Raw genomic sequence first — 23939 nt, 5'->3', positions numbered from 1 at the left:
CGCAGGCCGGGCGTGTGACTGGGGCCCCCAGCGAGTTCGCCGACGACGTCCTCGAGGTCGTCGACACGATCCCCGAGGGCAGGGTGATGACCTACGGAGACATCGCGGACCTGCTCGGGCGTGGCGGGGCCCGAGGCGTCGGCAACGTCATGGCGCGCTACGGCTCGGACGTGCCGTGGTGGCGGGTGATCCGCTCCGGTGGCTACTTCCCGCAAGGGCTCGAGGACGAGGCGCTCGCGCACTACCGCGAGGAAGGCACCCCCCTGGTGCGCGGGCAGGTCGATGGACGGCGGGTGGACCTCACCCGGGCGCGCTGGCTGGAGGCGACGGCACCTGTCCCCCCGCCGCAGCCCTGACTCGTGCGGCACGCCCAGCGCCGTGGCAGACGCGGTGACCGAGGACGCGGGGCGTCCCACGCGCTGTCGGTCGCGGATGGTGGGATGAGCCCGTGCTGAACCTCCGCCGCGCCCCGAGCGTGGTGGCCGAGGCGCCGCCGCTCGACGACGTCCAGCTGGCAGCCCTCGCCCACCGCGGCGCAGTGCTGCGCGTGCTCGGCGGCCCCGGCACCGGCAAGACCACCACGGCCATCGAGGCCGTCGTCTCCCGGGTCGAGTCGGGCGAGGCGACGCCCGACCAGTGCCTCATCCTCACCTCCTCGCGCGTCGCGGCCGGCAGCCTGCGCGAGCGGGTCACGGCCCGGCTCGGCGGCACCTCGACGGAGCCGCTCGCCCGCACGCACCAGGCCCTCGGGTTCGGCATCCTGCGCCAGGCCGCGGCGCTGCGCGGTGACCCCACCCCCCGGCTCCTCAGCGGGCCGGAGCAGGACGTCATCCTGCGCGAGCTGCTGGCCGGACACGCTGCCGAGGGCACGGGCCCCGCCTGGCCCGAGCGGGTGCACCTCGCCCTGGCCACCAGGGGGTTCCGCGGCGAGCTGCGCGACCTGCTCATGCGCGCGGTCGAGCACGACCTGGAGCCGCACGACCTCGCCCGGCTCGGCCGGGAGCACGACCGACCCGAGTGGGTGGCGGCGGCCGAGGTGCTGGCCGAGTACGACGAGGTCACGGCCCTGTCCGCACCCGGCGCCTACGACCCGGCCTGGATCCTGGGTGCCGCGGCCGACCTGCTCGAGGAGGACTCGCCAGCCCGTGCACGACTCGTCGACGGGCTGCGCCTGGTCGTGGTCGACGATGCGCAGGAGCTCACCTCGGCCGCGGCGCGGCTGCTGCGGACGATCGCCACGCCCGGGCTCGACCTCGTCCTGCTGGGCGACCCTGACAGCGCCGTGCAGACCTTCCGCGGCGCCGACCCCCGCCACCTGAGCGACGGGTGGGCGCAGCTCGGCTCCGCCGCGGACGGCCACCGGTCCGCAGGCCCCGCGGGCGGTGAGCCGCGCACCCTGGTCCTGCCCACGGCATACCGGTTGCCGCAGGCGGTCGTCGACGCTGCGGCGCGGGTGGCCCCCAAGATCGGCGCGCTCGCCGGCGGCGTCCAGCGGGGTGCGGCCGCGGGGCGCGCCGGGGGCCGCGTCGAGGTGCGGCTGCTGCGGGCGGTGAGCCAGGAGGCCAGCCACGTGGCCGCCGAGCTGCGCGAGTCCCACCTGAGGTTCGGGATCCCGTGGTCCGAGATGGCGGTCATCGTGCGTGGCCAGGGGCGCACCTCCACGCTGCGGCGGGTGCTGATGGCTGCAGGGGTCCCCGTGGCCGGCACCTCCACCGACCTGCCGGTCCGTGACGAGGTGGCGGTGCGCCCGCTGCTGGCCCTGCTCGAGGTGGTGCTCGACCGGGCCCGCGGCCTCGACGAGCCGCTGTCCGCGCAGGTCGCGGTCGACACCCTGTTGTCGCCGATCGGCGGCGCCGACGCGGTCGGGCTGCGCCGGCTGCGTCGCGCCCTGCGGCGGCTCGAGCTCGAGGGTGGTGGTGGTCGCACGAGTGACGAGCTGCTCGCCGAGGCGCTCCTCGCGCCGGGTGCGCTGGTCGAGGTGGGGGCCGAGGGGCATCCCGCCCGCCGCGTCGCCGCGACCATCGCCGCCGGTGTCAAGGCTGCGCGCGGCGTGGTCGACGACACCCCGACCGGACCCGCCTGGCGCTGGGAGGCCGGGGTCAGCGCCGAGTCGGTGCTGTGGGCGATGTGGGCCGCGACGGGGCTGGGCGGCGAGTGGCAGGCCACCGCGCTCGCCGGGGGCGCCGGCGCTGGGCGGGCCGACCGTGACCTCGACGCCGTCGTCGGGCTGTTCGACGCCGCGGCCAAGTTCGTCGACCGCCTCCCGCAGGCCGGTCCCGAGGAGTTCCTCACCCACATCGGCAGCCAGGACATCCCGGGCGACACCCTCGTCGCGCGCTCACCCGTCGGTGAGTCGGTGACGGTCACGACCCCCCAGGCCGCCGCCGGCCGGCAGTGGCACCTGGTGGTCGTCGCGGGGGTGCAGGAGGGCGTCTGGCCCGACCTGCGCCTGCGTGGCTCCCTCCTCGGATCGGAGCACCTGGTCGACGTCGTGTCGGGGCGGGCGGGCACCTTCCGGGCCGCGCAGGCCGCGGTGCGCTACGACGAGACCAGGTCGTTCCTCGTGGCGCTCACCAGGGCGAGCGACCGCGTCGTCGTGACGGCAGTGCGCTCCGACGACGAGCAGCCGTCGGTCTACCTCGATGTCGTCGACCCCGAAACCATTGCCACCCAAGGAGATCGGCCCTTCGCCGAGGTTGCGCGCACGATGACCCTGCCGACCCTCGTGGGTGAGCTCCGCCGACAGCTGGTCTCCGACGACGCCGTGGTGCGCCGCACGGCGGTGGCAGCGCTGGCCCGGCTGACCCGCGAGGGAGTCCCCGGGGCCGACCCGGCCCAGTGGTGGGTGCTGCGCGAGCTGTCCGACGACCGACCGCTGCGGGAGCCCAACCAGGAGGTGCGGGTGTCGCCGAGCAAGGTGGAGTCCTTCGGCAACTGCGGCCTGCGCTGGATGCTCGGCTCGGTCGGGGGCGACGGCCCGTCGGTCGGCGCGGCCGACATCGGCACGCTGGTGCACGACATCGCCGCCGAGCTCGGCGACGTCGATGCCGACACCCTCGTCGCCGAGGTGGACGCCCGGTGGGGGCGCCTCGGTATGCCGGCCGGCTGGGTCTCCGACCGCAAGCGCCACGAGGCCCACGGCATGGTCCGACGGCTGGCGACGTACTTCGACGAGGCCCGTGCGGGGGGCTGGGTCCGGCTCGGGGCCGAGGTGGACATGAAGGTCGTCCTCGGTCGGGCGGTGCTCAGCGGCAAGGTCGACCGCATCGAGGGCACGCCCGACGGCACGGCGCTCCGGGTGGTCGACTACAAGACCGGCAGCAGCAAGCCCCGCACCGAGGAGCTCGACCGTCATCCGCAGCTGGGGGCCTACCAGCTGGGCGTCGAGCGCGGCGCCTTCGGAGAGCTGGGAGACCGCTCAGCCGGAGCCGCGCTACTCCAGGTCGGCAAGGCGGCCCTCGTGAAGACGACCCTGCAGGCCCAGGGTCCGCTGAGTGCCGACCCCGAGCCGCAGTGGGCCGCCGAGCTGGTCACCAGCACGGCCGAGGGGATGTCGGGCTCCACGTTCCAGGCGACCGTGGGCGACTGGTGCAAGCTCTGCCAGGTGCGGGCGTCGTGCCCCGCCCAGCCCGAGGGGCGGGTGCTGTGATGGCGCGTCCCCTGTTGTCTGCCAAGGAGATCGCCGCAGCGCTCGGTCAGCCGCCGCCCACCGACCAGCAGGTGCGGGTGATCGAGGCGCCGATGTCCCCGGTGCTCGTCGTCGCGGGTGCCGGGTCGGGCAAGACCGAGACGATGACCGGCCGGGTGGTCTGGCTCGTCGCCAACGGGTTCGTCGAGCCCGACCAGGTCCTCGGCCTGACCTTCACCCGCAAGGCCGCCACCGAGCTGTCCGAACGCATCGGCGCGAGGCTCCGGCTGCTCCAGCAGCGCGACGTCTGGCACCCGCGCACCGACGACGCGGTGACCGGTGCCGAGGTCCTCGGTGGCACCCCGACCGTGTCCACCTACCACTCGTATGCCGGACGGCTGGTCCGCGAGCACGCCCTGCGGCTGGGCTACGAGTCCGAGTCGCGGCTGCTCTCCGAGGCGGCTGCGTGGCAGTACGCGTCGGAGGTCGTGGCCGGCTACGACGGCCCGATGGACGAGGTCCGCTTCGCCGAGTCGACGGTCACCGCAGCCGTCGTCGACCTGGCCGGTGAGATGGCCGAGCACCTCGTCGAGGTCGACGACGTCGCGGCCTACCTCGAGCGGGCGCTCGGCTCGCTGGCCGCTCTTCCGCCACACGTCGGCGCCCGCGGCAAGGACCTGCCCGGCGAGGTGAAGAAGATGCGGGAGCAGCTCCTGGCCCGCGCCGGGGTGCTGCCGATGGTGGAGCGCTACCTCACCCTCAAGCGCACCCGCGACGCGATGGACTTCGCCGACCAGATGGCGCTGGCCGCCAAGCTGGCGATCGGGTTCGAGGACATCGGGAAGATCGAGCGAGAGCGGTTCGGGGCCGTCCTGCTCGATGAGTTCCAGGACACCTCAGCCGCGCAGCTCCAGCTGCTCCAGTCGTTGTTCGTCGCGCCGGGGGAGCCGGCTCCGGTCACCGCGGTCGGCGACCCGCACCAGTCGATCTACGGCTGGCGTGGCGCCAGCGCCACCACCCTCGGCGAGTTCCGTCGTGCGTTCGGTGGCCCCGAGGGACTGGCGCCCGTGCTCCCACTCGCCACGAGCTGGCGCAACGACGAGGCGGTGCTCCACGTCGCCAACGCCGTGGCCGAGCCCCTGCGCGAGCGCTCGACCGTGCCGGTCGACGAGCTCGCCGCCCGGCCCGGCGCCGGAGCGGGCCGGGTCGTGGCGGCGCGGGTCGAGACCGCCGGTGAGGAGGCGGCGCTGGTCGCCGACTGGCTGGCGCAGCGACGAGCGGCAGGCGCGAAGTCGGCTGCCGTGCTGTGCCGCAAGCGCTCCCAGTTCGCGCCCCTCATCGACGCGCTCGAGACCAAGGGCGTCCCCTACGAGGTGGTCGGGCTCGGTGGGTTGCTGCTCACGCCCGAGGTCGAGGACATCACCGCGCTGCTCCACGTCGTGCACGACCCCAGCCGCGGCGACCAGCTCATGCGGTTGCTCACCGGACCGCTCTGCCGGTTGGGGGCGGCCGACCTCGACGGGCTGATGGCGTGGGCCCGTCACCAGCAGGACCTGCGTCTCGGCATCGACGACCGGTCGGCCCCGGAGGACGACGACGATGCCGAAGGGGCGGTCATCGGTACGGCGACGGCCGCTTCGGGGCCGGGCCCTTCCGCGGCCGGGAGCGGCGGGGGCGACGCGACCCCCGCCCCGCGGCCGGTGCGCGACCAGTCACCGGACAGCTCCGACCGGGTGAGCATCGTCGAGGCCGTCGACGACCCGCCTCGGCCGGGCTGGACCAGCTGGGACGGCAAGCGGGTGAGCGACGTGGGACTCGGCCGCCTCCGCGGACTGCAGCAGGCGATCCGCCGACTGCGCTCGTTGTCGGCGCTGCCCCTGGCCGACCTGGTGGGCGAAGCCGAGCGCGCCCTCGGGCTCGACATCGAGGTGCTCGCCCGTGAGGGCTACACCCCTGCCGCGGCCCGAGCGCACCTCGACGCGTTCGCCGACGTCGCCGCGACGTTCACGGTCAGTGCTGACCGACCCAACCTCGGCGGCTTCCTGGCCTGGCTGGCCGCAGCCCTCAAGGAGGAGCGAGGGCTCGACAAGGGCTACATCGAGGCGTCGTCCGACGCCGTGCAGATCCTGACGATCCACGCGGCCAAGGGGCTCGAGTGGGACGCGGTAGCCGTCCCCGGGCTCGTCGAGGGCTCGTTCCCGGCGCTGGCCTCCGCCGCGAGTCGTTCCGACGGCACGGCGTGGACGATGTCCGACCCCAAGCAGCGCGGCTGGATCGGTGGCCTCTCCGACGGTGGCATCCCCTACGCCCTGCGGGGAGACCGTGACGGGCTGCCGCTGCTCGACTGGGAGGGGGCCGGAGACTGGAAGGACATGGAGACGCGGGTCGAGCGGTTCCTGCGGGCCGGCGGCGAGCACGGGGTCGACGAGGAGCGACGCCTCGCCTACGTCGCGTTCACGCGGGCGAGGTCAGACATGCTGCTGACCGCCCCGGTCTGGACCGACGGCAAGACACCGAAGGTGACGTCCCGCTTCCTGCTCGAGGTCGTCGAGGCCGAGCCGGCGCTGCCGGTGACGCGCCTCGCCTGGGTCGACCTTCCCGACCCCGCACAGCCCGCCGAGGCCGTGAACCCGACCGCCGCGACCGCGGTCAGCGTGCAGTGGCCGGCAGACCCCTTGGCCCACCGTCGGGCTGCGCTGGCTGCGGGGGCAGAGGCGGTGCGCGCTGCGGTCGCCGGACAGGTCGACGGCTCGGGTGCTCCGCCAGCGTTGGGGGAGCAGGGCATGTTCCCGCTGCCGGGCGACGCCCTGACCGTGCTGGAGGAGCTCGACCTGCTCCTCGAGGAGCGCCGCAGGCTCGCGCACCGCAGTGACGTGACGGTCCTCATGCCGCGCCACCTGTCGGCCTCGGCGGTCGTCAGCCTCGCCCAGGACCCGGCCCGGTTCGCCTCGTCGCTGCGTCGGCCGATGCCCGAACCACCTGCGCTCGCGGCTCGCCGCGGCACGGCGTTCCACGCGTGGGTCGAGCAGCACTATGCGCAGGCGGCGATGGTCGACATCCTCGACCTGCCCGGGAGCGCGGACGACGACCCGGGCGACGATGCGGCCCTGCCCGTCATGAAGGAGCGCTTCCTCGCCAGCGAGTGGGCCCACCGCACCCCGGCCGAGATCGAGATCGCGGTCGAGACCGTCATCGACGGGATCGCGGTCCGAGGACGGATCGACGCGGTCTTCCCGCGCCCCGGAGGCGGTTTCACGATCGTCGACTGGAAGACGGGGTCCAAGCCCAGCGGGGTGTCTGCGCGGTCGCGGGCCCTCCAGCTGGCGGCCTACCGCGTCGGCTTCGCCCGACTGCGTGGCCTCGACCTCGACGAGGTCGACGCGGCGTTCTACTACGCGGGCACCGGCGAGACGGTCTGGCCAGAGCTGCCCGACGACGTGGCTCTGGCCGCCCTGCTGGAGACCGTCCCCGACGCCTAGGTCGGGGTCAGCCTGCTGACGTGGTGGGCAGCTAGGGGCTCGGGCGGTAGCCGGGCTCGAACTCCGGACCAGGGTCGTCGCCCTCGATGACCTCGGGACGGCGCAGCGAGCTCACGTCGATCTCGGCCGTCACGTCGTGGACGGAGTCGGTCGCGGTCTCGGGCTCGCCCTCGAGCGCACCCGCGGTCTCGAGCTCCTCCTCGAGCTCGTCCTCGAGCTCACCCTCGAGCGCGGTGGCGCCGCCCTCACCGTCGGTCGCGAGCTCGTCCTCGAACTCACCCTCCGCCTCGTCCTCGTCCTCACCCTCGAACTCGACGTGGCGGACCGGGATCGGTGACGCCAGGTCGCTGTGACCGTCGCTGCCACCGTCGGCGTCGGCGTCGGCGTCGCTGTCACCGTCGGGGTCGGCGCTGTCACCCGCGGTGTCGGTGTCGTCGTCGGAGTCGGCCGTAGGGGCGAACATCACCTCGACGTCGTCCTCGTCGTCGTCCTCCGCGTCCTCGATGACCGGGGGCACGAGCACCGGGTTGCTCTTGGCGGGACCGCTGCCGGCTCGGCGGTAGTCGTTCGCCGCCTCCTCCTCGGCGTGCACGCGCTCGTCGAGGCGCCGCAGGGCCGAGGCGAGGCGCTCGACCTGCAGTCGGTCGCCGCCCGACACGGCGGACATCAGCTGCGAGAGCGTCCGCATCTCGGCCGAGAGCCGGGCACGGGTGAGCAGGTGGGCGTCGGGCCGCTCGGCCCGGGCGTGCGCGTAGGCCTCCATCAGCGTCTCGAGGGCCTGCGACGAGGTCTGGCTGACCAACGCGAAGAAGTCGTCCGCGGGGTCGGCGACCTTGGCGTCCTCCCACCCGGTGAACGCCTTCACCCGGCCGCTCGCCGCGTCGCCGTCGTCGTCGAAGACCACGAGCACCTGGTCGCCGGTCAGGTCGCCGTGCGTCGGGGTAGGGGCGAACCGCCAGAGCGTCACGTCCTCCAGCAGCTTCTCCCAGCGCGCGAGGAGCCCGGTCGGCACGTGCCCGGTGGCAGCCGCGCGGTCGAGCTCGCTGAGCCGCCGGGTGCGGTAGGTGTCGGCGTCGTAGGCAGGTAGCCCGGCCTCGTCGAACAGGCCGTGGTCGGCGTTGTGCAGCGCGGCGATCGCCCGTCCGAGCTCGGCGGCCAGGCCGGGCCCGGGCGGCAGCTGGGCGAAGTCGACGTTCTGGCCGGGCAGGTAGGGGTAGATCGCGGCCCGGCCGCCCTCCTTGAGGGCGGCAAAGCCCTTCGGGGTCGGCACGCTGAACGGAAGCCGCCGCGCCAGCAGCGCGAGCAGGCCGAAGGTCGACTCCATCTGGGCTGCGGCCGCCTGGCTGCGCGGCACCCGCACCACCCAGCGCCGGTGCTGGGTGTCCTGCACGAACGCGACGTCGTAGCCGTTGGCCTGGTCGGGGTGGTCGGCTGTCCCGGGGAGCGCCTCGACGCTGGCCGGGTCGAGGCCCGGCACGGCAGCGCTCGCGAGCGCTGCGAGGAAGAGGGGGCTGCGGTCCACACGGTCACCGTATGCCGTGCGGGCGCGCCTAGGGTGGAGGCGTGGGCCTCCTGACCGAAACTCTCCCGAATCTCGCGCTCGCCCGACCGGGTCTCGACCGTCACGCCGAGCTGCGGGCGCAGCCGGACCTGCTCGACCGACTGCTCGCCGACTCCTCGACCCGGGTCCTGGAGGTGCACGGCGACAAGGTCCCGGTCCGCCTGGGCGCAGGCGACCAGCGAGACCGGCCGGGGGATGACGCCGCGGGCGGGGCCCCCGCCCTGGACCTGCGCGCCCCGATCCCTTCCGATGCTGATGCGCTCGTCCTGTTCCTGGGCCAGGACGGCGACGGCACGGCATACCTCGCTGTCGCGCGACCGGCACCCGAGATGGAGGCGCCGGACGGGGGCATCTGGGAGCGGCTGCGGGGGCTGCGCCAGGTCGGCGCCGACCTGTCCGACCGCGACGCCACGGTCTTCGCGACGGCTCTGGCGCTCGCCAACTGGCACGCGACCCACGGCCACTGCCCGCGCTGTGGTGCCCCCACCGAGCCGATCCAGGCGGGGTGGCTGCGCCGGTGCGGCCGGGACGGCAGCGAGCACTACCCGCGGACCGACGTGGCCGTGATCATGTCGGTCATCGACGATCGAGACCGGTTGCTGCTCGCCCGAGGGGCGGGTTGGGGCACCGGTCGCTTCTCGGTGCTCGCGGGCTTCCTCGAACCGGGGGAGAGCTTGGCGGCCGCGGTCGCCCGGGAGGTCCACGAGGAGGTCGGCCTGCAGGTCCACGACGTGGAGTACCTCGGCGACCAGCCGTGGCCCTTCCCGAACTCGCTCATGGTCGGCTTCACTGCCAAGGCGACCGGCGAGGACCTCCGGCTGCAGGAGTCGGAGATCGCCGAGGCGCGGTGGTTCACCCGCGACGAGTACCGCGAGATCCTCGCCGCGGGGGAGGTCAGCCCGTCCACGCGCCTGTCCATCGCCCGCCGGCTCATCGAGCGCTGGCTCGGCCACGACCTGGCCCAGGTCGCTCCCGACTGAGCTCCGGGCCGGGAGGCAGACAGCCCGAGACCCCGGCCGGTGGCCGGGGTCTCGTGGGTGTCTGGGTGCTCCTGATCAGGAGGCGAGGCGCTGCTTGACCTCGTGGATCGAGGGGTTGGTCGCCGACGAGCCGTCCGGGAAGAGCAGCGTGGGGACGGTCTGGTTGCCGTCGTTGGCGTCCATCACGAACTTCACGGCCTCCGGCACGTCCTCGATGTTCACCTCGGTGAACGCGATGCCTTCGCGGCCCATCTGGGCCTTGAGACGATTGCAGTAACCGCACCAGGAGGTGCTGAACATGGTCACGGAACCGGGGGCGGGGTGCTTCAGGGCGCTGGCGCTCATGATCTCTTTCAGGGGGTCGGAGACTGTCAAGCCATACAACCACGGCCGTGCGGCGCTTCTTCCTCGCCGTGGTGTGACCTCTATGACCATGATGTCCCATGGCCCCCGATCCAGCCGCACCACAGGCAGCACACGCGGCACAGAAAGCACAGGCAGCACAGGCGGCACAGGCAGCACAGGCGGTGCAGACACCACAGGCGCCACAGCCGGCCGCGTTCGACCCCGCCCTGCTCGCCCTGGCTGCCGGCCGCAACCTCGGGGCGCTCGCGGCGCTCAAGCGCGACGGCCGGCCGCAGCTCTCGATGGTCAACTTCGCCCTCGACCGCAGCGACCCGGCGGCTCCCACGGTGCGGGTGTCCGTGGTCGACGGCCGGGCGAAGGTGGCCAACCTCCTGCGCGACCCGAGGGGGTCGCTCATGGTCACCTCGCCGGAGGGCTGGTCGTATGCCGTGCTCGAGGGTGACGCTGGGTTCTCACCGGTGGCCGTGGCCGAGGACGACGAGGTGGTCGACGAGCTGGTCGAGCTCTACCGGACCATCCGTGGCGAGGACCACCCGGACTGGGACGACTACCGGCGGGCCATGGTGCAGGACGGCCGCCGCATCCTGCGGCTGAGGGTGACCCGGGTCTACGGCCTCGTGCAGTGAGGGCAGCCATGACCGGTCGAGTGACGAGTCCGGTGGCCACCGCCGTCGGTCGCCCATGACAGGATCGCGGCGATGCCCACCCAGCCCCACGGCATACCCGTGCCCTCCTCCGCCGACGACATCCTCGACGCGCTCGACCCCGAGCAGCGCGAGGTCGCGGCGCACCCCTTGGGACCCATGGTCGTGCTCGCCGGCGCCGGCACCGGCAAGACCCGGGCGATCACGCACCGGATCGCCTACGGCGTCCACTCCGGCGCCTACCAGGGCCAACGCGTCCTCGCGGTCACGTTCACCGCACGCGCGGCCGGCGAGATGCGCACCCGGTTGCGCACGCTCGGCGTCGCCGGGGTGCAGGCCCGCACCTTCCACGCGGCAGCCCTGCGGCAGCTGCACTACTTCTGGCCGCAGGCGATCGGGGGCGCTGCGCCTGAGGTGATGAGCCAGAAGGCCGCGGCGGTCGCCCAGGCCGCCGCCTCCCTGCGACTCGACCTCGCGCGTGACCGCACCGCCATCCGTGACCTCGCCGCCGAGGTGGAGTGGGCCAAGGTGTCGATGCTCACCCCCGAGACGTATGCCGCGGGGGCGCGGGCCGCGCACCGCGAGCCGCCCGGCTTGGACGCCACCGCGATGGCGCGGGTCCTCGAGGCCTACGAGCAGGTCAAGACCCAGCGCGGCGTGATCGACTTCGAGGACGTGCTGCTGCTGACCGTCGGGATCCTGGCCGAGCGCGACGACATCGCCCGGGCGGTGCGTTCGCAGTACCGCCACTTCGTCGTCGACGAGTACCAGGACGTCAACGCGCTCCAGCAACGGCTGCTCGACCTGTGGGTGGGGGAGCGCGACGACCTCTGCGTCGTCGGTGACCCCGCCCAGACGATCTACTCGTTCACCGGGGCCAGCCCCCGCCACCTGCTCGAGTTCCAGACCCGCCACCCCAAGGCCGAGGTGGTCAGGCTGGTGCGCAACTACCGCTCGACGCCGCAGGTGGTGGGGCTCGCCAACCTCGTCGTGCGGGGGCCGTCTGGGGCGATGCGCAGCAACGCGGTGGTGCTCCAGGCCCAGGGGCAGGACGGGCCGACCCCGGTCCTGACCGCCCACCCGGACGACCCCGCCGAGGCCGCCGCCATCGCCGCGGAGGTCGCCAAGCGGGTGTCCGACGGCGTCTCGCCGGCCGAGATGGCCATCCTGTTCCGCACCAACGGCCAGTCCGAGGCCTTCGAGTCGGCGCTGGCCGACCAGGGGGTTTCCTACCTCGTGCGGGGCGGGGAGCGGTTCTTCTCCCGGCGCGAGGTGCGTGACGCGATCCTGCTGCTGCGGGGTGCGGCCCGGTCCGACGACGCGTCCAAGCCGCTGCCCGAGCTGGTGCGCGACGTGCTCCTCGGCGCCGGGTGGACCCGGGAGGCGCCGAGCTCGGGAGGCGCCGGTCGCGAGCGGTGGGAGTCGCTCAATGCCCTCGCCGCGCTGTCCGACGACCTCGTCGTGACCAGCCCGGAGGCCCGGCTGCCCGACTTCATCCGCGAGCTCGACGAGCGGGCTTCGGCCCAGCACGCCCCCGCGGTCCAGGGGGTCACGCTCGCCTCGCTGCACGCCGCGAAGGGACTGGAGTGGGACGTCGTGTTCCTCGCCGGGATCTCCGACGGCTACCTGCCGATCATGATGGCCGAGACCCCCGAGGCCATCGAGGAGGAGCGCCGGCTGATGTACGTCGGCGTCACCCGGGCCCGGCGCGAGCTGCGGCTCTCGTGGTCGGGCGCCCGCACCCCCGGGGCGCGAGCCAGCCGTCGGCCGTCGCGGTTCCTGGACGGCGCGGCAAGCATCCTCGGCGACGGCGCGCGCTCGCAGCCCAAGGGCTCGGCGAAGGTCGGGGCCGCCAAGGGCGGGCGGGGCAAGGCCCTCAAGCCAGCGCTGCCGGCGCACTGCCGTTCGTGTGGCACCGAGCTCACGACCGCGGCGCAGCGCAAGACCGGGCGCTGCGACACCTGTCCGCCGACCTACTCCGAGGCCACCTTCGAGCGGTTGCGTGCGTGGCGGCTGGCCGTCGCGCGGGAGACGAGCGTGCCGGCCTACGTCGTCTTCACCGACGCCACGCTCACGGTGATCGCCGAGCGCGAGCCCGGCTCGGAGGGCGAGCTGGCCCAGATCTCCGGGGTCGGGGCCCGCAAGCTCGGGCTCTACGGCGCGCAAGTGCTGGCCCTCATCGGCGGCGCGGACGTCGAATCTGTGCTCGAAACTCGTTCTACCGCAACGGATTCCGACGAATAGGCGTTCGTTCACCAATTCTTTGCAGGAAATCTCGATAAATGCGTTGCTGCCCCGCAGGGGCGTCCCGTACTCTGGATCAACACACCAGCCCAGGGTGTCGCGCGCGATGCGCTGGGGTCCACGAGCACACGAAGGAGGGTAGGTCCCAATGGAGAACTTCACGATGACGATCGACGCGACTCACATGTCCCGCGTCCGTTCCGTGTGCCCCGAGGTCGGCCGTGTCCTCCTCGCAGGCAGCCGTGGATGGGTCCAGGGGACCACTGTGCCCGCGCCCATCGCCACCCGTGTGATCACCGATGCCCCGGTTCCGACGTTCTACGTCGGCGGCTTCGGCGCCACCAAGGATCTCGCGTTCCGTCCCTTCGGAGAACCACCTGTCTAGGCCACCAGCCAGCAGGCCCTCTCCGAGGCCGCGGAACCCGATATCCGGGATCCGCGGCCTTTCTGTTTGTCCAACGCCGTTGATTGTCCGAACAGATTTCTTCCGCACCACACCGAGCAGGAAGAAGCACCACCAGAGATGAAGTCCGACACCGAAGAGAACGGGCCGGCCCCCGACCGGGGAGCCACCGGCCAGACGGAAACAGGGATATCCGCCACCACCGTGGCGGTTCGACGAGAGGGAGGTGACACCCGATGCATCTGAGCGCACTCCACGACCTGAACGAGCAGGCCGCGATCGCAGGCGCCGGCATCCCGTGTCAGGAGAACGACGCCGAGATGTGGTTCGCCGAGAGCCCGGCCGACGTCGAGTTCGCGAAGTCGCTGTGCCACATGTGCCCGGCCCTGGCCGCCTGCCTCGCAGGCGCGCTCGAGCGGTCCGAGCCGTGGGGCGTGTGGGGCGGCGAGCTCTTCGTCCAGGGGGTCGTCGTCGCACGCAAGCGGCCCAGGGGCCGGCCGCGGAAGAACCCGGTCGCCGCCTGATGACGCCGACCGTCAACACCATCGAACACTTTTCACACACCAGGAGTTTCACCATGTTCCAGGCCTTGTACGCCGACCTGGCGCGCGCCCATCGACGGCGCCGTCAACGGGAGTACCAGCGCCGGCTCGAGGCACAGGCGCAGCACGAGTTGCTGCTCGCCATGCCTCGCATGCTGGCCCGGTGACCCCCGTGCCCGAACCCGCCGGGACCTTCCGCTCTGGAGGTCGTCCCGGCGGGTTCTTTCATGTCTTCGGGAGTGCCCGGAGCCCTCGACTCGGTAGCGTCCGCACATGTCCCGCGAAGCCGTGGTCAAGGCCCTGACCGCTCCCGACCTGTCCGCCGTCGTCGACCTGGCGGTGTGGGTCGAGGACGGGGTGGCCCACGCCGCGAACCACCTGGGCACCGTGCGGCTGCACGCCAACGGCGGCCACGAGGTCCTGTCGGGGATCGACCCCGTGGCGAGCGAGGACCCGATGGCCTTCCTGCCCTACGAGGTCGAGCTCGCCGCCGCCGGCCCGCGGGTGTCCACCGACAACGCCTACCCGTATGCCGCGCAGCGGATCCGCTCGCTGTTCGGCGACGTCGACCGCAGTCCCGACGTCGCCGTCGTGCACACCCCACGGCACTGGTTCGTCGCGGAGGGCGGTCACGCGGGCGAGCACGGTTCGCTCGACGTCATCCAGTCGCGCGCCCCCCTGGTGATGTCGGGTCCCGGGGTGGCGACGCTCGGCTTCGTCGACGACCACGCCCGGCTCGTGGACGTGGCCCCGACGCTCGCGGTGTTGTCGGGTGTGCCGTCGGCCGACCTGCGCGACGCGGACGGCGCCGAGCTCGACGGCCGTGCCCTCACGGCATACCTCGAACCAGCTGCTGAAGGGCAGCGTCGGCGAGTCGTCGGTCTGCTCTGGGACGGGGCGCACTGCGGTGACCTGCTCCACCTGGCCGAGACCGGCGAGCTGCCCGGGGTCGCCCGCCTCATCGAGCACGGGCTGGCGCTGCGCGGGGGTGCGGTGGCCGAGTTCCCGAGCGTGACGCTCACCAACCACACCTCCATCCTGACCGGCGTCGGCCCGGGGCGGCACGGCGTGCTCGGCAACGTCTACTACGACCGCAGACTGCAGGAACGGGTCGTCCCCAACGATGCCGAGACCTGGCACCGCAGCGCGGAGTGGCTCCGACCCGGCGTCCGCACAGTGTTCGAGATGGTGAACGACCATGTGCCGCAAGGGGACTCACCCCGGACCGCGAGCGTGGACGAGGCCATCGACCGGGGCGCGGACTACGGCACCATGGCGCTGCTGAGGGCAGCCGGCGGGTTCGACGCGGCCGCCACCGGCATGGGCGACCTGCTGCCGGTCCCGGAGGAGTCCCCGTTCGTCGAGCGGCCCGAGCACCTGGCGGACGCGTACTTCCGCTGGGGGGTGCAGGTGGATGACATGGGTCTGCAGCAGGTCCTGCAGCTGTGGGAGTCCGCCGAGGACGCGCCCACGCTGACCTGGTGGGCGCACGTCGTGACCGACGCCGGACACCACGCCGGCGGGCCGCGGTCGCAGATCGCGCGGGACTCGCTGCGCCAGAGCGATGCCCGGCTCGTCGTGTTCCTCGACCACCTCGAGGGGCTGGGGGTGCTCGACGAGGTGACCTTCCTGCTCACGGCTGACCACGGGTTCGAGGGCGCCGACCCGAGCGTGACCGGCTCGTGGAAGCCGGCGCTGGATGCGCTCGGCATCCCCTACCGCGACGAGGGCCCGGGGTTCGTCTACCTGTTGTGAGGAGCCGTCCTCGAGATTTGGGGCCAACTGGCCCACTTTCCAGGCGATCTGCGCGACGCGGCCCGGAAAGGGGGCCAGTTGGCCGACTTTCCAGGGCTAGCGGCTCTGCTCAGCCTCGTTAGGCTGCCTGCATGGCTACGCAGATCCGCATCGCCCAGGACGAGGCCGCCGACGAGGTGCTGAGCAACGACCCGTTCGCGCTGCTCGTGGGGATGCTGCTCGACCAGCAGTACCCGATGGAGCACGCGTTCCGCGGGCCGTGGAAGATCCTCGACCGGTTCGGGACGCTGGCGCCCGACGCCATCGCCGCCGCCGAGGCGGAGTCGTTCGCCGACCTCTGCGCCACGCCGCCGGCGATCCACCGCTACGGCCGGTCGATGGCGGGCCGGGTGCAGCAGCTCGCCGCCGTCGTCCGCGACCAGTACGACGGCCGGGCCGAGACCATCTGGACCGAGGCGACGGACACCCGCGACCTGATCGAGCGGCTCAAGGCGCTGCCCGGGTTCGGCGACCAGAAGGCCCGCATCTTCGCCGCCCTGGTCGGGAAGCAGCTCGAGGTGCGCCCGCCCGGGTGGCAGGAGGCGATCGGGCCGTATGCCGAGGACGGCTCCTACCGGTCGGTCGCCGACGTCGTCGACGCCTCGTCACTGGCCAAGGTGCGGGAGTTCAAGCAGGCCGCCAAGGCTGCGGCGAAGGCCAAGGACGCCGCTTTGACGAAGAAGTAGCCGTGGCTGACCAGGGCAGACCCGCCGAGACTCCTCCCGTGTGCTCGACCTGCGGCACCGTGTCGGGCGATCCTGCCCTGGCCGCGATCACCTGGACGCGCGGCACCGAGAACGGCCGCGAGGTCTGGACCTGCGACCGCTGCAGCCGGGAGCACCTGCGCAGCATCGAGGGCAAGCTCGACTCCGCCTGGTGGTGACCCGCGTCAGGCTGGTGATCCGCGTCAGTCGACGGGCGGCGGGAGGTGCTGGAGCTGCATGCCGGGCATGTGGTCGACCACGATCTGCCGGGCCGAGACGGTCCCACCCAGCTGGCACAGCACGCCGATCCCGCCGAGCCAGACCCGGTGGATGAGCAGGTAGGACGGCGGCAGGTTGAGCTTCATGCCGACGAGGAACTCGGGCCGGCGGATGTCGTTGACGTGGGCAGCCACGCCCCGCAGCCACGGCCGGCTGAAGGTGAACTCGGCGTGTGACAGGGGCTCGATGAACGGGCCGAGATAGTCCAGCAGCGCCTCGGCATCGAGCGACATCGACGGCTTGATGAACCCCTCGGACCGCAGGCCCCTCTCGAGCTCGGTGGCCTCGCCGCGCAGCGCCGCGCTGACCAGCGTGCCCATCGCGGGCGGCAGGCCGGACGGCAGGCGGTTGACTGCGCCGTAGTCGATGACGCCGAGGCGCCCGTCGGGCAGCAACCGGAAGTTGCCCGGGTGGGGGTCGGCGTGCAGCAGCCCGGCGCGGGCCGGGCCGACGAGCAGGAACGCCATGTAGCGCTCCGAGGCGGCGTTGCGCTGCTCTGGCGTGCCCGACGCGACGATCTGCGACAGCGGGATGCCGTCCATCCACTCCGAGACGATGACGTGCTCGCTGTTGACCAGCACGTCCGGCACGGCGAAGTGCGGGTCACCGCGGAACGCCTTGGCGAAGGTGCGCTGGTTGGCGGCCTCGAGGTTGTAGTCGAGCTCCTCGCTCATCCGCGACTTGAGCTCGTCGGTGATCGGCTTGATGTCCATGCCGGGGATCCACCCGCCGGCCAGCCGGGCCACCCGGGCGAGCTGGTTGAGGTCGGACAGCAGGGCCTGACCGGCGCCCGGGTACTGGATCTTGACGGCGACCTCGCGACCGTCACGCCAGACCGCCTTGTGGACCTGTCCGATCGAGGCCGCCGCCGCGGGCTTGTCGTCGAACGACTGGAACTTCGCGGTCCGCCACCGGGGTCCCAGCTCCTCGGCCAGCACCTTGTGCACCGTCGCGGCAGGGAGGGGAGGAGCCGCCTCCTGCAGCTTGGTCAGGGTGGCGCGGTAGGGACCGGCCATCTCCTCCGGGAGCGCGGCCTCCATGACCGACATGGCCTGGCCGAACTTCATCGCCCCGCCCTTGAGCTCGCCCAGGACCTTGAACAGCTGCTCGGCCGTGCGGGCCTGCAGCTCGGCTGCGACCGCCTCGGCAGGTTTGCCGCCCACGCGCTTGCCGAACCCCACCGCGGTGCGGCCGGCGAAGCCGAGGGGCAGGCTCGCCAGTCGGGCCGTGCGACTGACGGCACGGCGAGGGAGTTCGTTCACCCGGCCATTCTCACCTGCGGGGCAACCTCGCCGTCAGTGGGTCGGCAGAACCCGTCGGATCGAGCACCGCACCCGCACCGCGGATGTGCGGTCCACTGACGCTGCCGGACCCCCGGCCAGGGCAGGGAGACCTCCAACGACCGGCCCGTGGGGAGCGCGTGACCGTCGAGCACCGCCAACGCCACCATCGCGGCCATCGAGGCGGTCAGCGCGACCAGCGTGGTCTCCCCGCTGACCTCGGGTCCGGCCCCGACCGCGACCGGGAGGAGCTGCCCGAGCAGGGCGGGCCACGCCGGGTCGAGGTCGGCCCGGGCGAGGTCGAGGCAGCGCAGGCACGGTCCGTCGGGCACGACGACCGGGCCGACGAGGGCTTCCACCCCGTGCAGCACGACGGGCAGCACCGGTATGCCGCGGGCGCGCCACGGGATGGCCGTCGCCGAGTCGACGGCGCCGCAGCCGACCAGGACGACGAGCGCAGGTGGCTCCCAGTCGTCGGCGACGTGCGCGCCGTGCCGCACCGAGCCGACACCGGCGCGGCGCAGCTGCTCCGCGACGGCCCGCGGCAGCTCACCCCGGCCGACGACCAAGAGGTGCGCGGCGTGGCGGCCGGCCAGCGCGGCATACGCCTGGCCCTCGGTGGGGGCGGTGCGCAGCACGGCCTGCGTGTCGTGGGCGAGCAGGATCCGCGCGGGTGGCGGCTGGGGCGCGGGCGGCGCAGCGTCGACGACCAGCCGGTGGGCGACGAGCTGGCCGAGCAGGTCACGACCGGCCGGCGTCTGCAGCGCCGCGGGAAGCTCACGGGTGCCGTCGAGCAGCTGGAGGGCGTCGACCTCGTCGGCACGCAGGCCCTCCACCACCCTCGCGCGGGCGGGGTCGGTGCCGAACTGCACGCTTCCTGCGCTGCGGCGCAGGACCGGCCACAGGGCCTTGAAGAGGGTGCGTCCAGTCACGCGGCCCAATCTCGCACAGCGCACTGGCGACCCGACCCGCCATCCACAGGTCCGGACGCCGCGAGGGGCGGCACCGACCAGTGGTCGGTGCCGCCCCTCGCGTTGGGAAAGCCTGGTGTCAGGCCTTGCCGAGAATGCGGTTGAGGTTGGTGCCACACACGGGGCACACGCCCTTGGCCATGCGGCGACCGTTGGTCTCCACGACACGGCCCTCGGCCTCGCGCTTCTCCTTGCACTTCACGCAGTAGAACTCGCCCTTGTAGGTCTCTTCAGCCATCGCCATGTCTCCTCTTGTTCACGGCACACGGTGCGCCGTCGGACTTCGGCCAAACTTAGACCATGCTGAGCACAAAATCGCGCAAGGGGGGCCTGTGCGTCGTGCTCAGGGCCCACCCCTAGTCTTCGCCCCATGAGCACGCAGCCGTGGTGGGAGACCCAGTTCGACGACCTGCGGGTGGATTCCCGGGACGCCTCGGGACGCCGGATCGCCGTGGTGACACTCGATCTCCCAGATCGACGCAACTCGATGAGCACGGCCATGACGGCCTCCTGGGTGAGGCTGATGGGGCTGCTGCGCACTGATGAGGCGCTCGCGGCCGTCGTGGTGACCGGAGCCGCCCCGGCCTTCAGCGCGGGCGGCGACCTCTCCTGGATCGTCCAGGACCCTGACGCGACGGTCAGCGAGCTCCGCGACCGGATGCTCACCTTCTACCGCGCGTGGCTCTCGATCCGCGACCTCGAGGTCCCCACGATCGCGGCCGTCAACGGCGCGGCGATCGGCGCCGGGTTCGCCGTGGCGCTCGCCTGCGACCTCCGGTATGCCGCCGCTGACGCCCAGGTCGGCGTGCCGTTCACCTCCCTGGGGCTGCACCCCGGCATGGCGACGACCTGGTCGCTGCCCAACGTCGCAGGTCACGCCGTGGCTCGCGACCTGCTGCTCACCGGTCGCGTGATCAGCGGCACCGAGGCGGCGGAGCTGGGCCTGGTGTCGCGCGCCCTGCCGGTCGACGCCGTGCTGCCCGAGGCGATCGCGGCTGCCGAACGCATCGCGGCGGCAGCGCCCGTCGCCACCCGCCTGACGCTGCAGGCGCTGCGTGACGGTGGGCACGCGACGTTCGAGGACGCCCTGCAGTGGGAGGCGCTGGCCCAAGCCGTCACCCTCGCCACGGAGGACCTGCACGAGGGCATCTCGGCCGCGGCAGCCAAGCGCCGGCCGACCTTCCACGGCCGCTGACGCTGCTCTCTTCCCCCCCGGGCACGTCGGGCCACCGGTGTCGCACCCGGGTCCGATAGGAAGGGGTCGATGCGGCATGGGTGGCCAGAAGTGGGGACGGGCGAGCCCTCGGCGGCTTCACTAGGGTCGGGCGCATGGACTTCTCCCTGTCTCCGCGCGCCACCGACCTGCGCGACCGCGTGCGTGCCTTCCTCGACACCGAGATCGAGCCGGTCGAGGCGGCCCTGCACGCCGAGATCCAGGGCAGGCGCGAGAGCGGCGGCGATCCGTGGACGCCCTCGCCGGTCATCAAGGAGCTGCAGGCCAAGGCGCGGTCGCAGGGCTTGTGGAACCTGTTCCTGCCCCAGGAGCACGCCGGACGGTATGCCGCGGAGTTCGGCACCGACGGCGGCGAAGGCCTCTCGAACGTCGACTACGCGCCGGTGGCCGAGGTGATGGGTCGCTCCGCCATCGCGCCGCTGGTGTTCAACAGCAACGCGCCCGACACCGGCAACATGGAGGTGCTGCTCAGGTACGGCACGCCCGACCAGCAGCGGGAGTGGCTCGAGCCGATGCTCGACGCGCGGATCCGCAGCGCCTTCTGCATGACCGAGCCGGAGGTGGCCTCCTCCGACGCCACCAACATGGCGGCCACCGCGGTCATCGAGGGCGACGAGGTGGTCGTCAACGGCCGCAAGTGGTTCTCCACCGGGATCGGCAACCCGGAGTGCCAGATCCTCGTCTTCATGGGGCTGTCCGACCCCGACGCCGACCGGCACTCCCGCCACACGATGGTGCTCGTGCCGCGCGACGCCCCCGGCGTGGAGGTCGAGCGGATGCTCTCGACGATGGGCTACTACGACGAGCCGCTGGGCCACGGCGAGGTGTCGTTCACCGACGTGAGGGTGCCCACCGCGAACATCCTGCTCGGCCCCGGGCGCGCCTACGAGATCGCCCAGGGTCGGCTCGGGCCGGGTCGCGTGCACCACTGCATGCGTGCCATCGGCCTCGCGGAGCGTTCGCTCGAGCTGGCCTGCCAGCGCGCCCTCGAGCGGACCGCCTTCGGGAAGCCGATCGCCAGGCTGGGCGGCAACCTCGAGCGCATCGCCGACGCCCGGATCGCCATCAACCGCTCGCGCCTGCTCGTCATGCACGCGGCCTGGCTGCTCGACCAGGGCGCCTCCCGTGAGGCGCTGTCCGCGGTCAGCGAGATCAAGGTCGAGGTGCCCGCCATGGCTCTCGACGTCATCGACCTCGCGATCCAGCTCCACGGCGGTGCTGGCATGACGACCGACTTCCCGCTCGCGGCGGCCTGGGTGGGCGCGCGCTCCCTGCGGCTGGCAGACGGCCCCGATGAGGTCCACCGCAGCGTCGTCGGCCGCATCGAGCTCGGGAAGCACCAGTGAGCCGGCGGGTCCTCGTGACGGGGGGAGCCTCGGGTCTGGGCGCTGCCCTCGTCACCGCGTTCCGGGCGGCCGGCGACGAGGTACTGGTCACCGACGTCAGCGACGCCGACGAGGTCGACCTCGTCCTCGACATCACGTCCGACGACGACTGGGCCGCCGCCCTGGCCCACGTCGAGCAGACCTGGGGTGGGCTCGACATCCTCGTCAACAACGCCGGCATCGCCGGTGGTGGCCGGATCGAGCTGTCGACCATCGAGGAGTGGCAGCGGATCATCGACGTCAACCTGCTCGGTGTGGTCCGCGGCACCCGCACCTTCACGCCGATGTTCAAGCAGCAGCGGTCCGGCCACGTGGTCAACGTCGCCTCGCTCGCCGGGCTGGTGCATGCCGCCGGCATGGGCTCCTACAACGCGGTCAAGGCTGCCGTCGTGGCCTTCACGGAGACGACCGGACACGAGCTGCATCCCTTTGGTGTCAAGGCATCTGCCGTTTGTCCTTCCTACTTCAAGACCAACCTGCTCAGCTCGATGCGCGGCTCCGACCGACGGGTCGGACGCGTCGTGGCGGGCCTGATCGAACGGGCGACGGTGACGGCCGACGAGGTGGCCGCCGCGGTGCTGGAGGGAGTTGCCAACGGCGTCGACGTCATCGTCCCCGACGAACCCGCCCGCCAGGCCTTCGCGCTCAAGTGGGCCGACCGCGCGGCATATGACGCCTTGATGCGCCACCAGGCGGCGCGGCTCGCGGAGGAGCGGTGAGCGAGGTCGCCGGCGCGCGACCGGTCCGCACCGAGGACGCCTTCGACGTCGACGCGGCCGTCGCGTGGCTGCGCGCGCACACCGACGAGCGGTATGCCGCGGGGCTGGCGGGGGAGCCGGAGGTGCTCCAGTTCTCGGGCGGCGCCTCCAACCTCACCTACCTCCTGCGCTTCCCCAGCCTCGACCTCGTGCTGCGTCGGGGACCGAGCGGCACCAAGGCCAAAGGTGCCCACGACATGGGTCGCGAGCACCGCATCCAGGCGGCGCTCGGACCCGTCTTTCCTTATGTCGCAACGATGGTCGCGATGTGTGACGACCCCTCCGTGGTGGGCGGCGACTTCTACGTCATGGAGCGCCTCGTCGGGACGGTGCCTCGTCGCGAGATGCCGGTGGACGTGTCAGCCGACCAAGCCGGCCAGCTCTGCGAGTCGATGCTCGACGTCCTCGTGGAGCTGCACTCGGTCGACCCGGCCGCGGCGGGGCTCGACACGCTGGGCAAGGGTGAGGGCTACGTGCGCCGCCAGGTCGAGGGCTGGTCGACCCGATACCGGCGCGCGCACACCGCCGGCCAGCCCGACCTCGAAGCCGCCATGGCCTGGCTCGACGAGCACCAGCCAGCCGACGTCGGCAGCTGTGTGATCCACAACGACTACAAGCTCGACAACCTCGTCCTCGCCGACGACGACCCCACGCGCATCGTGGGGATCTTCGACTGGGAGATGGCCACGGTCGGCGACCCGTTGATGGACCTCGGCGCGGCGTTGGCCTACTGGGTGCAGGCCGACGACGACGCCGACTTCCAGAGCTTCCGACGGGTGCCTACGCACCTGCCCGGCATGCTCACCAGGGCCGAGCTCATCGCGGGCTACTGCGCGCGCGCGGGTCGTGAGGTCAGTGCCGAGGACGCGGTGTTCTACGAGGCCTACGGCGTCTTCCGGCTCGCTGTCATCGCCCAGCAGATCTACTACCGCTACGCCAACGGGCAGACCACGAACGAGGCGTATGCCGTCTTCGGACCGGCCGTGCAGGTGCTCGACCGCAGGCTGGCGCAGCTGCTGGCCTGAGCCGTGCCCACGCCCTGCCCTGGCGTCGCGGTGCCGTCGTCGCGGCGCGGATCACCGGCCATGTCGGTCGGCTCGCCTATCGTGGTGGCATGGGGAGTCCAGACATCGAGGTCCGGCGCAGCCGCAAGCGCCGCCGCACCGTCAGCGCCTACCGCGAGGGCGGCCGCACGATCGTGCTCATCCCCGCGCGGTTCACCAAGGCCGAGGAGCAGCAGTGGGTCGACACGATGCTCGAGCGACTGGCCAAGGGTGACAAGAAGCGACGACCCAGCGATGCCCAGCTGCGCACCCGTTCGGCCGAGCTCTCGCAGCGCTACCTCGGGGGCCAGGCGAAGCCCACGAGCATCCGCTGGGTGACCAACCAGAACTCCCGGTGGGGCTCCTGCACGCCCGCCGACGGCACCATCCGCATCTCCACGAGGGTCAGGGGCATGCCGGGCTTCGTGCTCGACTACGTGATCCTCCACGAGCTGGCCCACCTGCTCTCGCCGGGGCACGGCCCAGACTTCTGGCGGTTGCTGGAGGGCTACCCGCGGCTCGAGCGGGCGCGCGGCTACCTCGAGGGCGTCGCGGCGACGGCCGGCCTCGACCTGTCCGACGGTGAGACGGAGTTCGACGAGCTCGGCCAGGCCGCGCTCGACTTCGGTCCCAGCGACTGACCC

General features: G+C 72.6%; 22 protein-coding genes. 17 read left to right on the top strand and 5 right to left on the bottom strand.

Going from position 1 to position 23939, the window contains the following annotated elements:
• Positions 1–14 precede the first annotated feature (14 nt).
• The 3 genes from ACXJKD_RS06785 (at position 15) to ACXJKD_RS06775 (ending at position 7107) form a co-directional block, all read left to right on the top strand.
• The gene (locus ACXJKD_RS06785; protein ID WP_457253700.1) at positions 15–356 is read left to right on the top strand and encodes an MGMT family protein; all 342 of its coding nucleotides are present in this window, start codon (positions 15–17) and stop codon (positions 354–356) included.
• 92 nt (positions 357–448) lie between these two features.
• Entirely contained in the window at positions 449–3649 is a 3201-nt protein-coding gene (locus ACXJKD_RS06780; protein WP_457253699.1) for an ATP-dependent helicase, read from the top strand.
• Positions 3649–7107: an ATP-dependent helicase gene (locus ACXJKD_RS06775; RefSeq protein WP_457253698.1), complete on the top strand. Its 3459-nt coding sequence runs from the start codon at positions 3649–3651 to the stop codon at positions 7105–7107. The genes ACXJKD_RS06780 and ACXJKD_RS06775 overlap by 1 nt, the downstream gene beginning before the upstream one ends.
• A 31-nt stretch (positions 7108–7138) precedes the next feature.
• On the opposite strand, the gene ACXJKD_RS06770 is transcribed toward ACXJKD_RS06775, so the two are convergent.
• Positions 7139–8629: a phosphotransferase gene (locus tag ACXJKD_RS06770; protein WP_457253697.1), complete on the bottom strand. Its 1491-nt coding sequence runs from the start codon at positions 8627–8629 to the stop codon at positions 7139–7141.
• Positions 8630–8670: 41 nt separating this feature from the next.
• Here ACXJKD_RS06770 and nudC point away from each other — a divergent pair, with 41 nt between their 5' ends.
• Positions 8671–9648, top strand: coding sequence for an NAD(+) diphosphatase (gene nudC / locus ACXJKD_RS06765; RefSeq protein WP_457253696.1), 978 nt, complete (start codon positions 8671–8673; stop codon positions 9646–9648).
• Between the two features lie 75 nt (positions 9649–9723).
• Here the strand turns inward: nudC and ACXJKD_RS06760 are convergent, their stop codons facing one another.
• Entirely contained in the window at positions 9724–9993 is a 270-nt protein-coding gene (locus ACXJKD_RS06760; RefSeq protein WP_457253694.1) for a glutaredoxin domain-containing protein, read from the bottom strand.
• A gap of 182 nt (positions 9994–10175) precedes the next feature.
• Here ACXJKD_RS06760 and ACXJKD_RS06755 point away from each other — a divergent pair, with 182 nt between their 5' ends.
• From ACXJKD_RS06755 to ACXJKD_RS06720, 8 genes are all read left to right on the top strand, one after another.
• Positions 10176–10640 (top strand): PPOX class F420-dependent oxidoreductase, encoded by a 465-nt coding sequence (locus ACXJKD_RS06755; RefSeq protein ID WP_457253693.1) that lies wholly within the window; start codon positions 10176–10178, stop codon positions 10638–10640.
• Between the two features lie 72 nt (positions 10641–10712).
• Positions 10713–12902, top strand: a complete 2190-nt coding sequence (locus tag ACXJKD_RS06750) for an ATP-dependent DNA helicase UvrD2 (protein ID WP_457253691.1) — start codon at positions 10713–10715, stop codon at positions 12900–12902.
• 148 nt (positions 12903–13050) lie between these two features.
• Positions 13051–13287, top strand: coding sequence for a hypothetical protein (locus ACXJKD_RS06745; RefSeq protein ID WP_056923860.1), 237 nt, complete (start codon positions 13051–13053; stop codon positions 13285–13287).
• A gap of 254 nt (positions 13288–13541) precedes the next feature.
• The gene (locus ACXJKD_RS06740; protein WP_457253690.1) at positions 13542–13829 is read left to right on the top strand and encodes a WhiB family transcriptional regulator; all 288 of its coding nucleotides are present in this window, start codon (positions 13542–13544) and stop codon (positions 13827–13829) included.
• Positions 13829–14014 carry a hypothetical protein gene (locus ACXJKD_RS06735; protein ID WP_457253689.1) on the top strand — a complete coding sequence of 62 codons (186 nt, stop codon included), beginning with the start codon at positions 13829–13831 and terminating at the stop codon, positions 14012–14014. The genes ACXJKD_RS06740 and ACXJKD_RS06735 overlap by 1 nt, the downstream gene beginning before the upstream one ends.
• A 106-nt stretch (positions 14015–14120) precedes the next feature.
• Complete coding sequence (locus tag ACXJKD_RS06730) at positions 14121–15602, top strand: alkaline phosphatase family protein (RefSeq protein WP_457253688.1); 1482 nt, start codon at positions 14121–14123, stop codon at positions 15600–15602.
• Positions 15603–15733: 131 nt separating this feature from the next.
• The gene (locus tag ACXJKD_RS06725; RefSeq protein WP_457253687.1) at positions 15734–16327 is read left to right on the top strand and encodes an HhH-GPD-type base excision DNA repair protein; all 594 of its coding nucleotides are present in this window, start codon (positions 15734–15736) and stop codon (positions 16325–16327) included.
• 2 nt (positions 16328–16329) lie between these two features.
• The gene (locus tag ACXJKD_RS06720; protein WP_457253686.1) at positions 16330–16524 is read left to right on the top strand and encodes a hypothetical protein; all 195 of its coding nucleotides are present in this window, start codon (positions 16330–16332) and stop codon (positions 16522–16524) included.
• A 24-nt stretch (positions 16525–16548) separates the two neighbouring features.
• Here ACXJKD_RS06720 and ACXJKD_RS06715 read toward each other — a convergent pair whose 3' ends face one another.
• The 3 genes from ACXJKD_RS06715 to ACXJKD_RS06705 all read right to left on the bottom strand — a co-directional run bounded on the left by ACXJKD_RS06715 (position 16549) and on the right by ACXJKD_RS06705 (position 19113).
• The gene (locus tag ACXJKD_RS06715) at positions 16549–17886 is read right to left on the bottom strand and encodes an ABC1 kinase family protein (RefSeq protein WP_457253685.1); all 1338 of its coding nucleotides are present in this window, start codon (positions 17884–17886) and stop codon (positions 16549–16551) included.
• Positions 17883–18836, bottom strand: coding sequence for a hypothetical protein (locus tag ACXJKD_RS06710; protein ID WP_457253684.1), 954 nt, complete (start codon positions 18834–18836; stop codon positions 17883–17885). The genes ACXJKD_RS06715 and ACXJKD_RS06710 overlap by 4 nt, the downstream gene beginning before the upstream one ends.
• A 118-nt stretch (positions 18837–18954) precedes the next feature.
• Positions 18955–19113, bottom strand: coding sequence for a DUF5679 domain-containing protein (locus ACXJKD_RS06705; RefSeq protein ID WP_091788997.1), 159 nt, complete (start codon positions 19111–19113; stop codon positions 18955–18957).
• A 132-nt stretch (positions 19114–19245) separates the two neighbouring features.
• Here ACXJKD_RS06705 and ACXJKD_RS06700 point away from each other — a divergent pair, with 132 nt between their 5' ends.
• The 5 genes from ACXJKD_RS06700 (at position 19246) to ACXJKD_RS06680 (ending at position 23936) form a co-directional block, all read left to right on the top strand.
• The gene (locus ACXJKD_RS06700; protein ID WP_457253683.1) at positions 19246–20070 is read left to right on the top strand and encodes an enoyl-CoA hydratase/isomerase family protein; all 825 of its coding nucleotides are present in this window, start codon (positions 19246–19248) and stop codon (positions 20068–20070) included.
• Positions 20071–20204: 134 nt separating this feature from the next.
• Positions 20205–21455 carry an acyl-CoA dehydrogenase family protein gene (locus ACXJKD_RS06695; protein WP_457253682.1) on the top strand — a complete coding sequence of 417 codons (1251 nt, stop codon included), beginning with the start codon at positions 20205–20207 and terminating at the stop codon, positions 21453–21455.
• On the top strand, positions 21452–22213 hold the full coding sequence (locus tag ACXJKD_RS06690) for an SDR family NAD(P)-dependent oxidoreductase (RefSeq protein WP_457253681.1): 762 nt from the start codon (positions 21452–21454) through the stop codon (positions 22211–22213). Before ACXJKD_RS06695 ends, ACXJKD_RS06690 begins: the two co-directional genes overlap by 4 nt.
• On the top strand, positions 22210–23277 hold the full coding sequence (locus tag ACXJKD_RS06685) for a phosphotransferase family protein (RefSeq protein WP_457253680.1): 1068 nt from the start codon (positions 22210–22212) through the stop codon (positions 23275–23277). Before ACXJKD_RS06690 ends, ACXJKD_RS06685 begins: the two co-directional genes overlap by 4 nt.
• 89 nt (positions 23278–23366) lie before the next feature.
• Positions 23367–23936, top strand: a complete 570-nt coding sequence (locus tag ACXJKD_RS06680) for a M48 metallopeptidase family protein (RefSeq protein WP_457253679.1) — start codon at positions 23367–23369, stop codon at positions 23934–23936.
• The last annotated feature ends 3 nt before the right edge of the window (positions 23937–23939 follow it).

Source organism: Pedococcus sp. P5_B7 (genome assembly GCF_054049895.1).
The sequence above is the reverse complement of the archived record's forward strand: the minus strand, read 5'-3'. Positions and strand labels throughout refer to the sequence as shown.

Bases quoted from the DNA above. Each gene is read 5' to 3' on its own strand.
- ACXJKD_RS06695 (WP_457253682.1), top strand. From the start codon at position 20,205: ATGGACTTCTCCCTGTCTCCGCGCGCCACCGACCTGCGCGACCGCGTG.
- ACXJKD_RS06730 (WP_457253688.1), top strand. From the start codon at position 14,121: ATGTCCCGCGAAGCCGTGGTCAAGGCCCTGACCGCTCCCGACCTGTCC.
- ACXJKD_RS06745 (WP_056923860.1), top strand. From the start codon at position 13,051: ATGGAGAACTTCACGATGACGATCGACGCGACTCACATGTCCCGCGTC.
- ACXJKD_RS06725 (WP_457253687.1), top strand. From the start codon at position 15,734: ATGGCTACGCAGATCCGCATCGCCCAGGACGAGGCCGCCGACGAGGTG.
- ACXJKD_RS06680 (WP_457253679.1), top strand. From the start codon at position 23,367: ATGGGGAGTCCAGACATCGAGGTCCGGCGCAGCCGCAAGCGCCGCCGC.
- ACXJKD_RS06705 (WP_091788997.1), bottom strand. From the start codon at position 19,113: ATGGCTGAAGAGACCTACAAGGGCGAGTTCTACTGCGTGAAGTGCAAG.
- ACXJKD_RS06775 (WP_457253698.1), top strand. From the start codon at position 3,649: ATGGCGCGTCCCCTGTTGTCTGCCAAGGAGATCGCCGCAGCGCTCGGT.
- ACXJKD_RS06735 (WP_457253689.1), top strand. From the start codon at position 13,829: ATGACGCCGACCGTCAACACCATCGAACACTTTTCACACACCAGGAGT.
- ACXJKD_RS06760 (WP_457253694.1), bottom strand. From the start codon at position 9,993: ATGAGCGCCAGCGCCCTGAAGCACCCCGCCCCCGGTTCCGTGACCATG.
- ACXJKD_RS06750 (WP_457253691.1), top strand. From the start codon at position 10,713: ATGCCCACCCAGCCCCACGGCATACCCGTGCCCTCCTCCGCCGACGAC.
- ACXJKD_RS06740 (WP_457253690.1), top strand. From the start codon at position 13,542: ATGCATCTGAGCGCACTCCACGACCTGAACGAGCAGGCCGCGATCGCA.
- ACXJKD_RS06700 (WP_457253683.1), top strand. From the start codon at position 19,246: ATGAGCACGCAGCCGTGGTGGGAGACCCAGTTCGACGACCTGCGGGTG.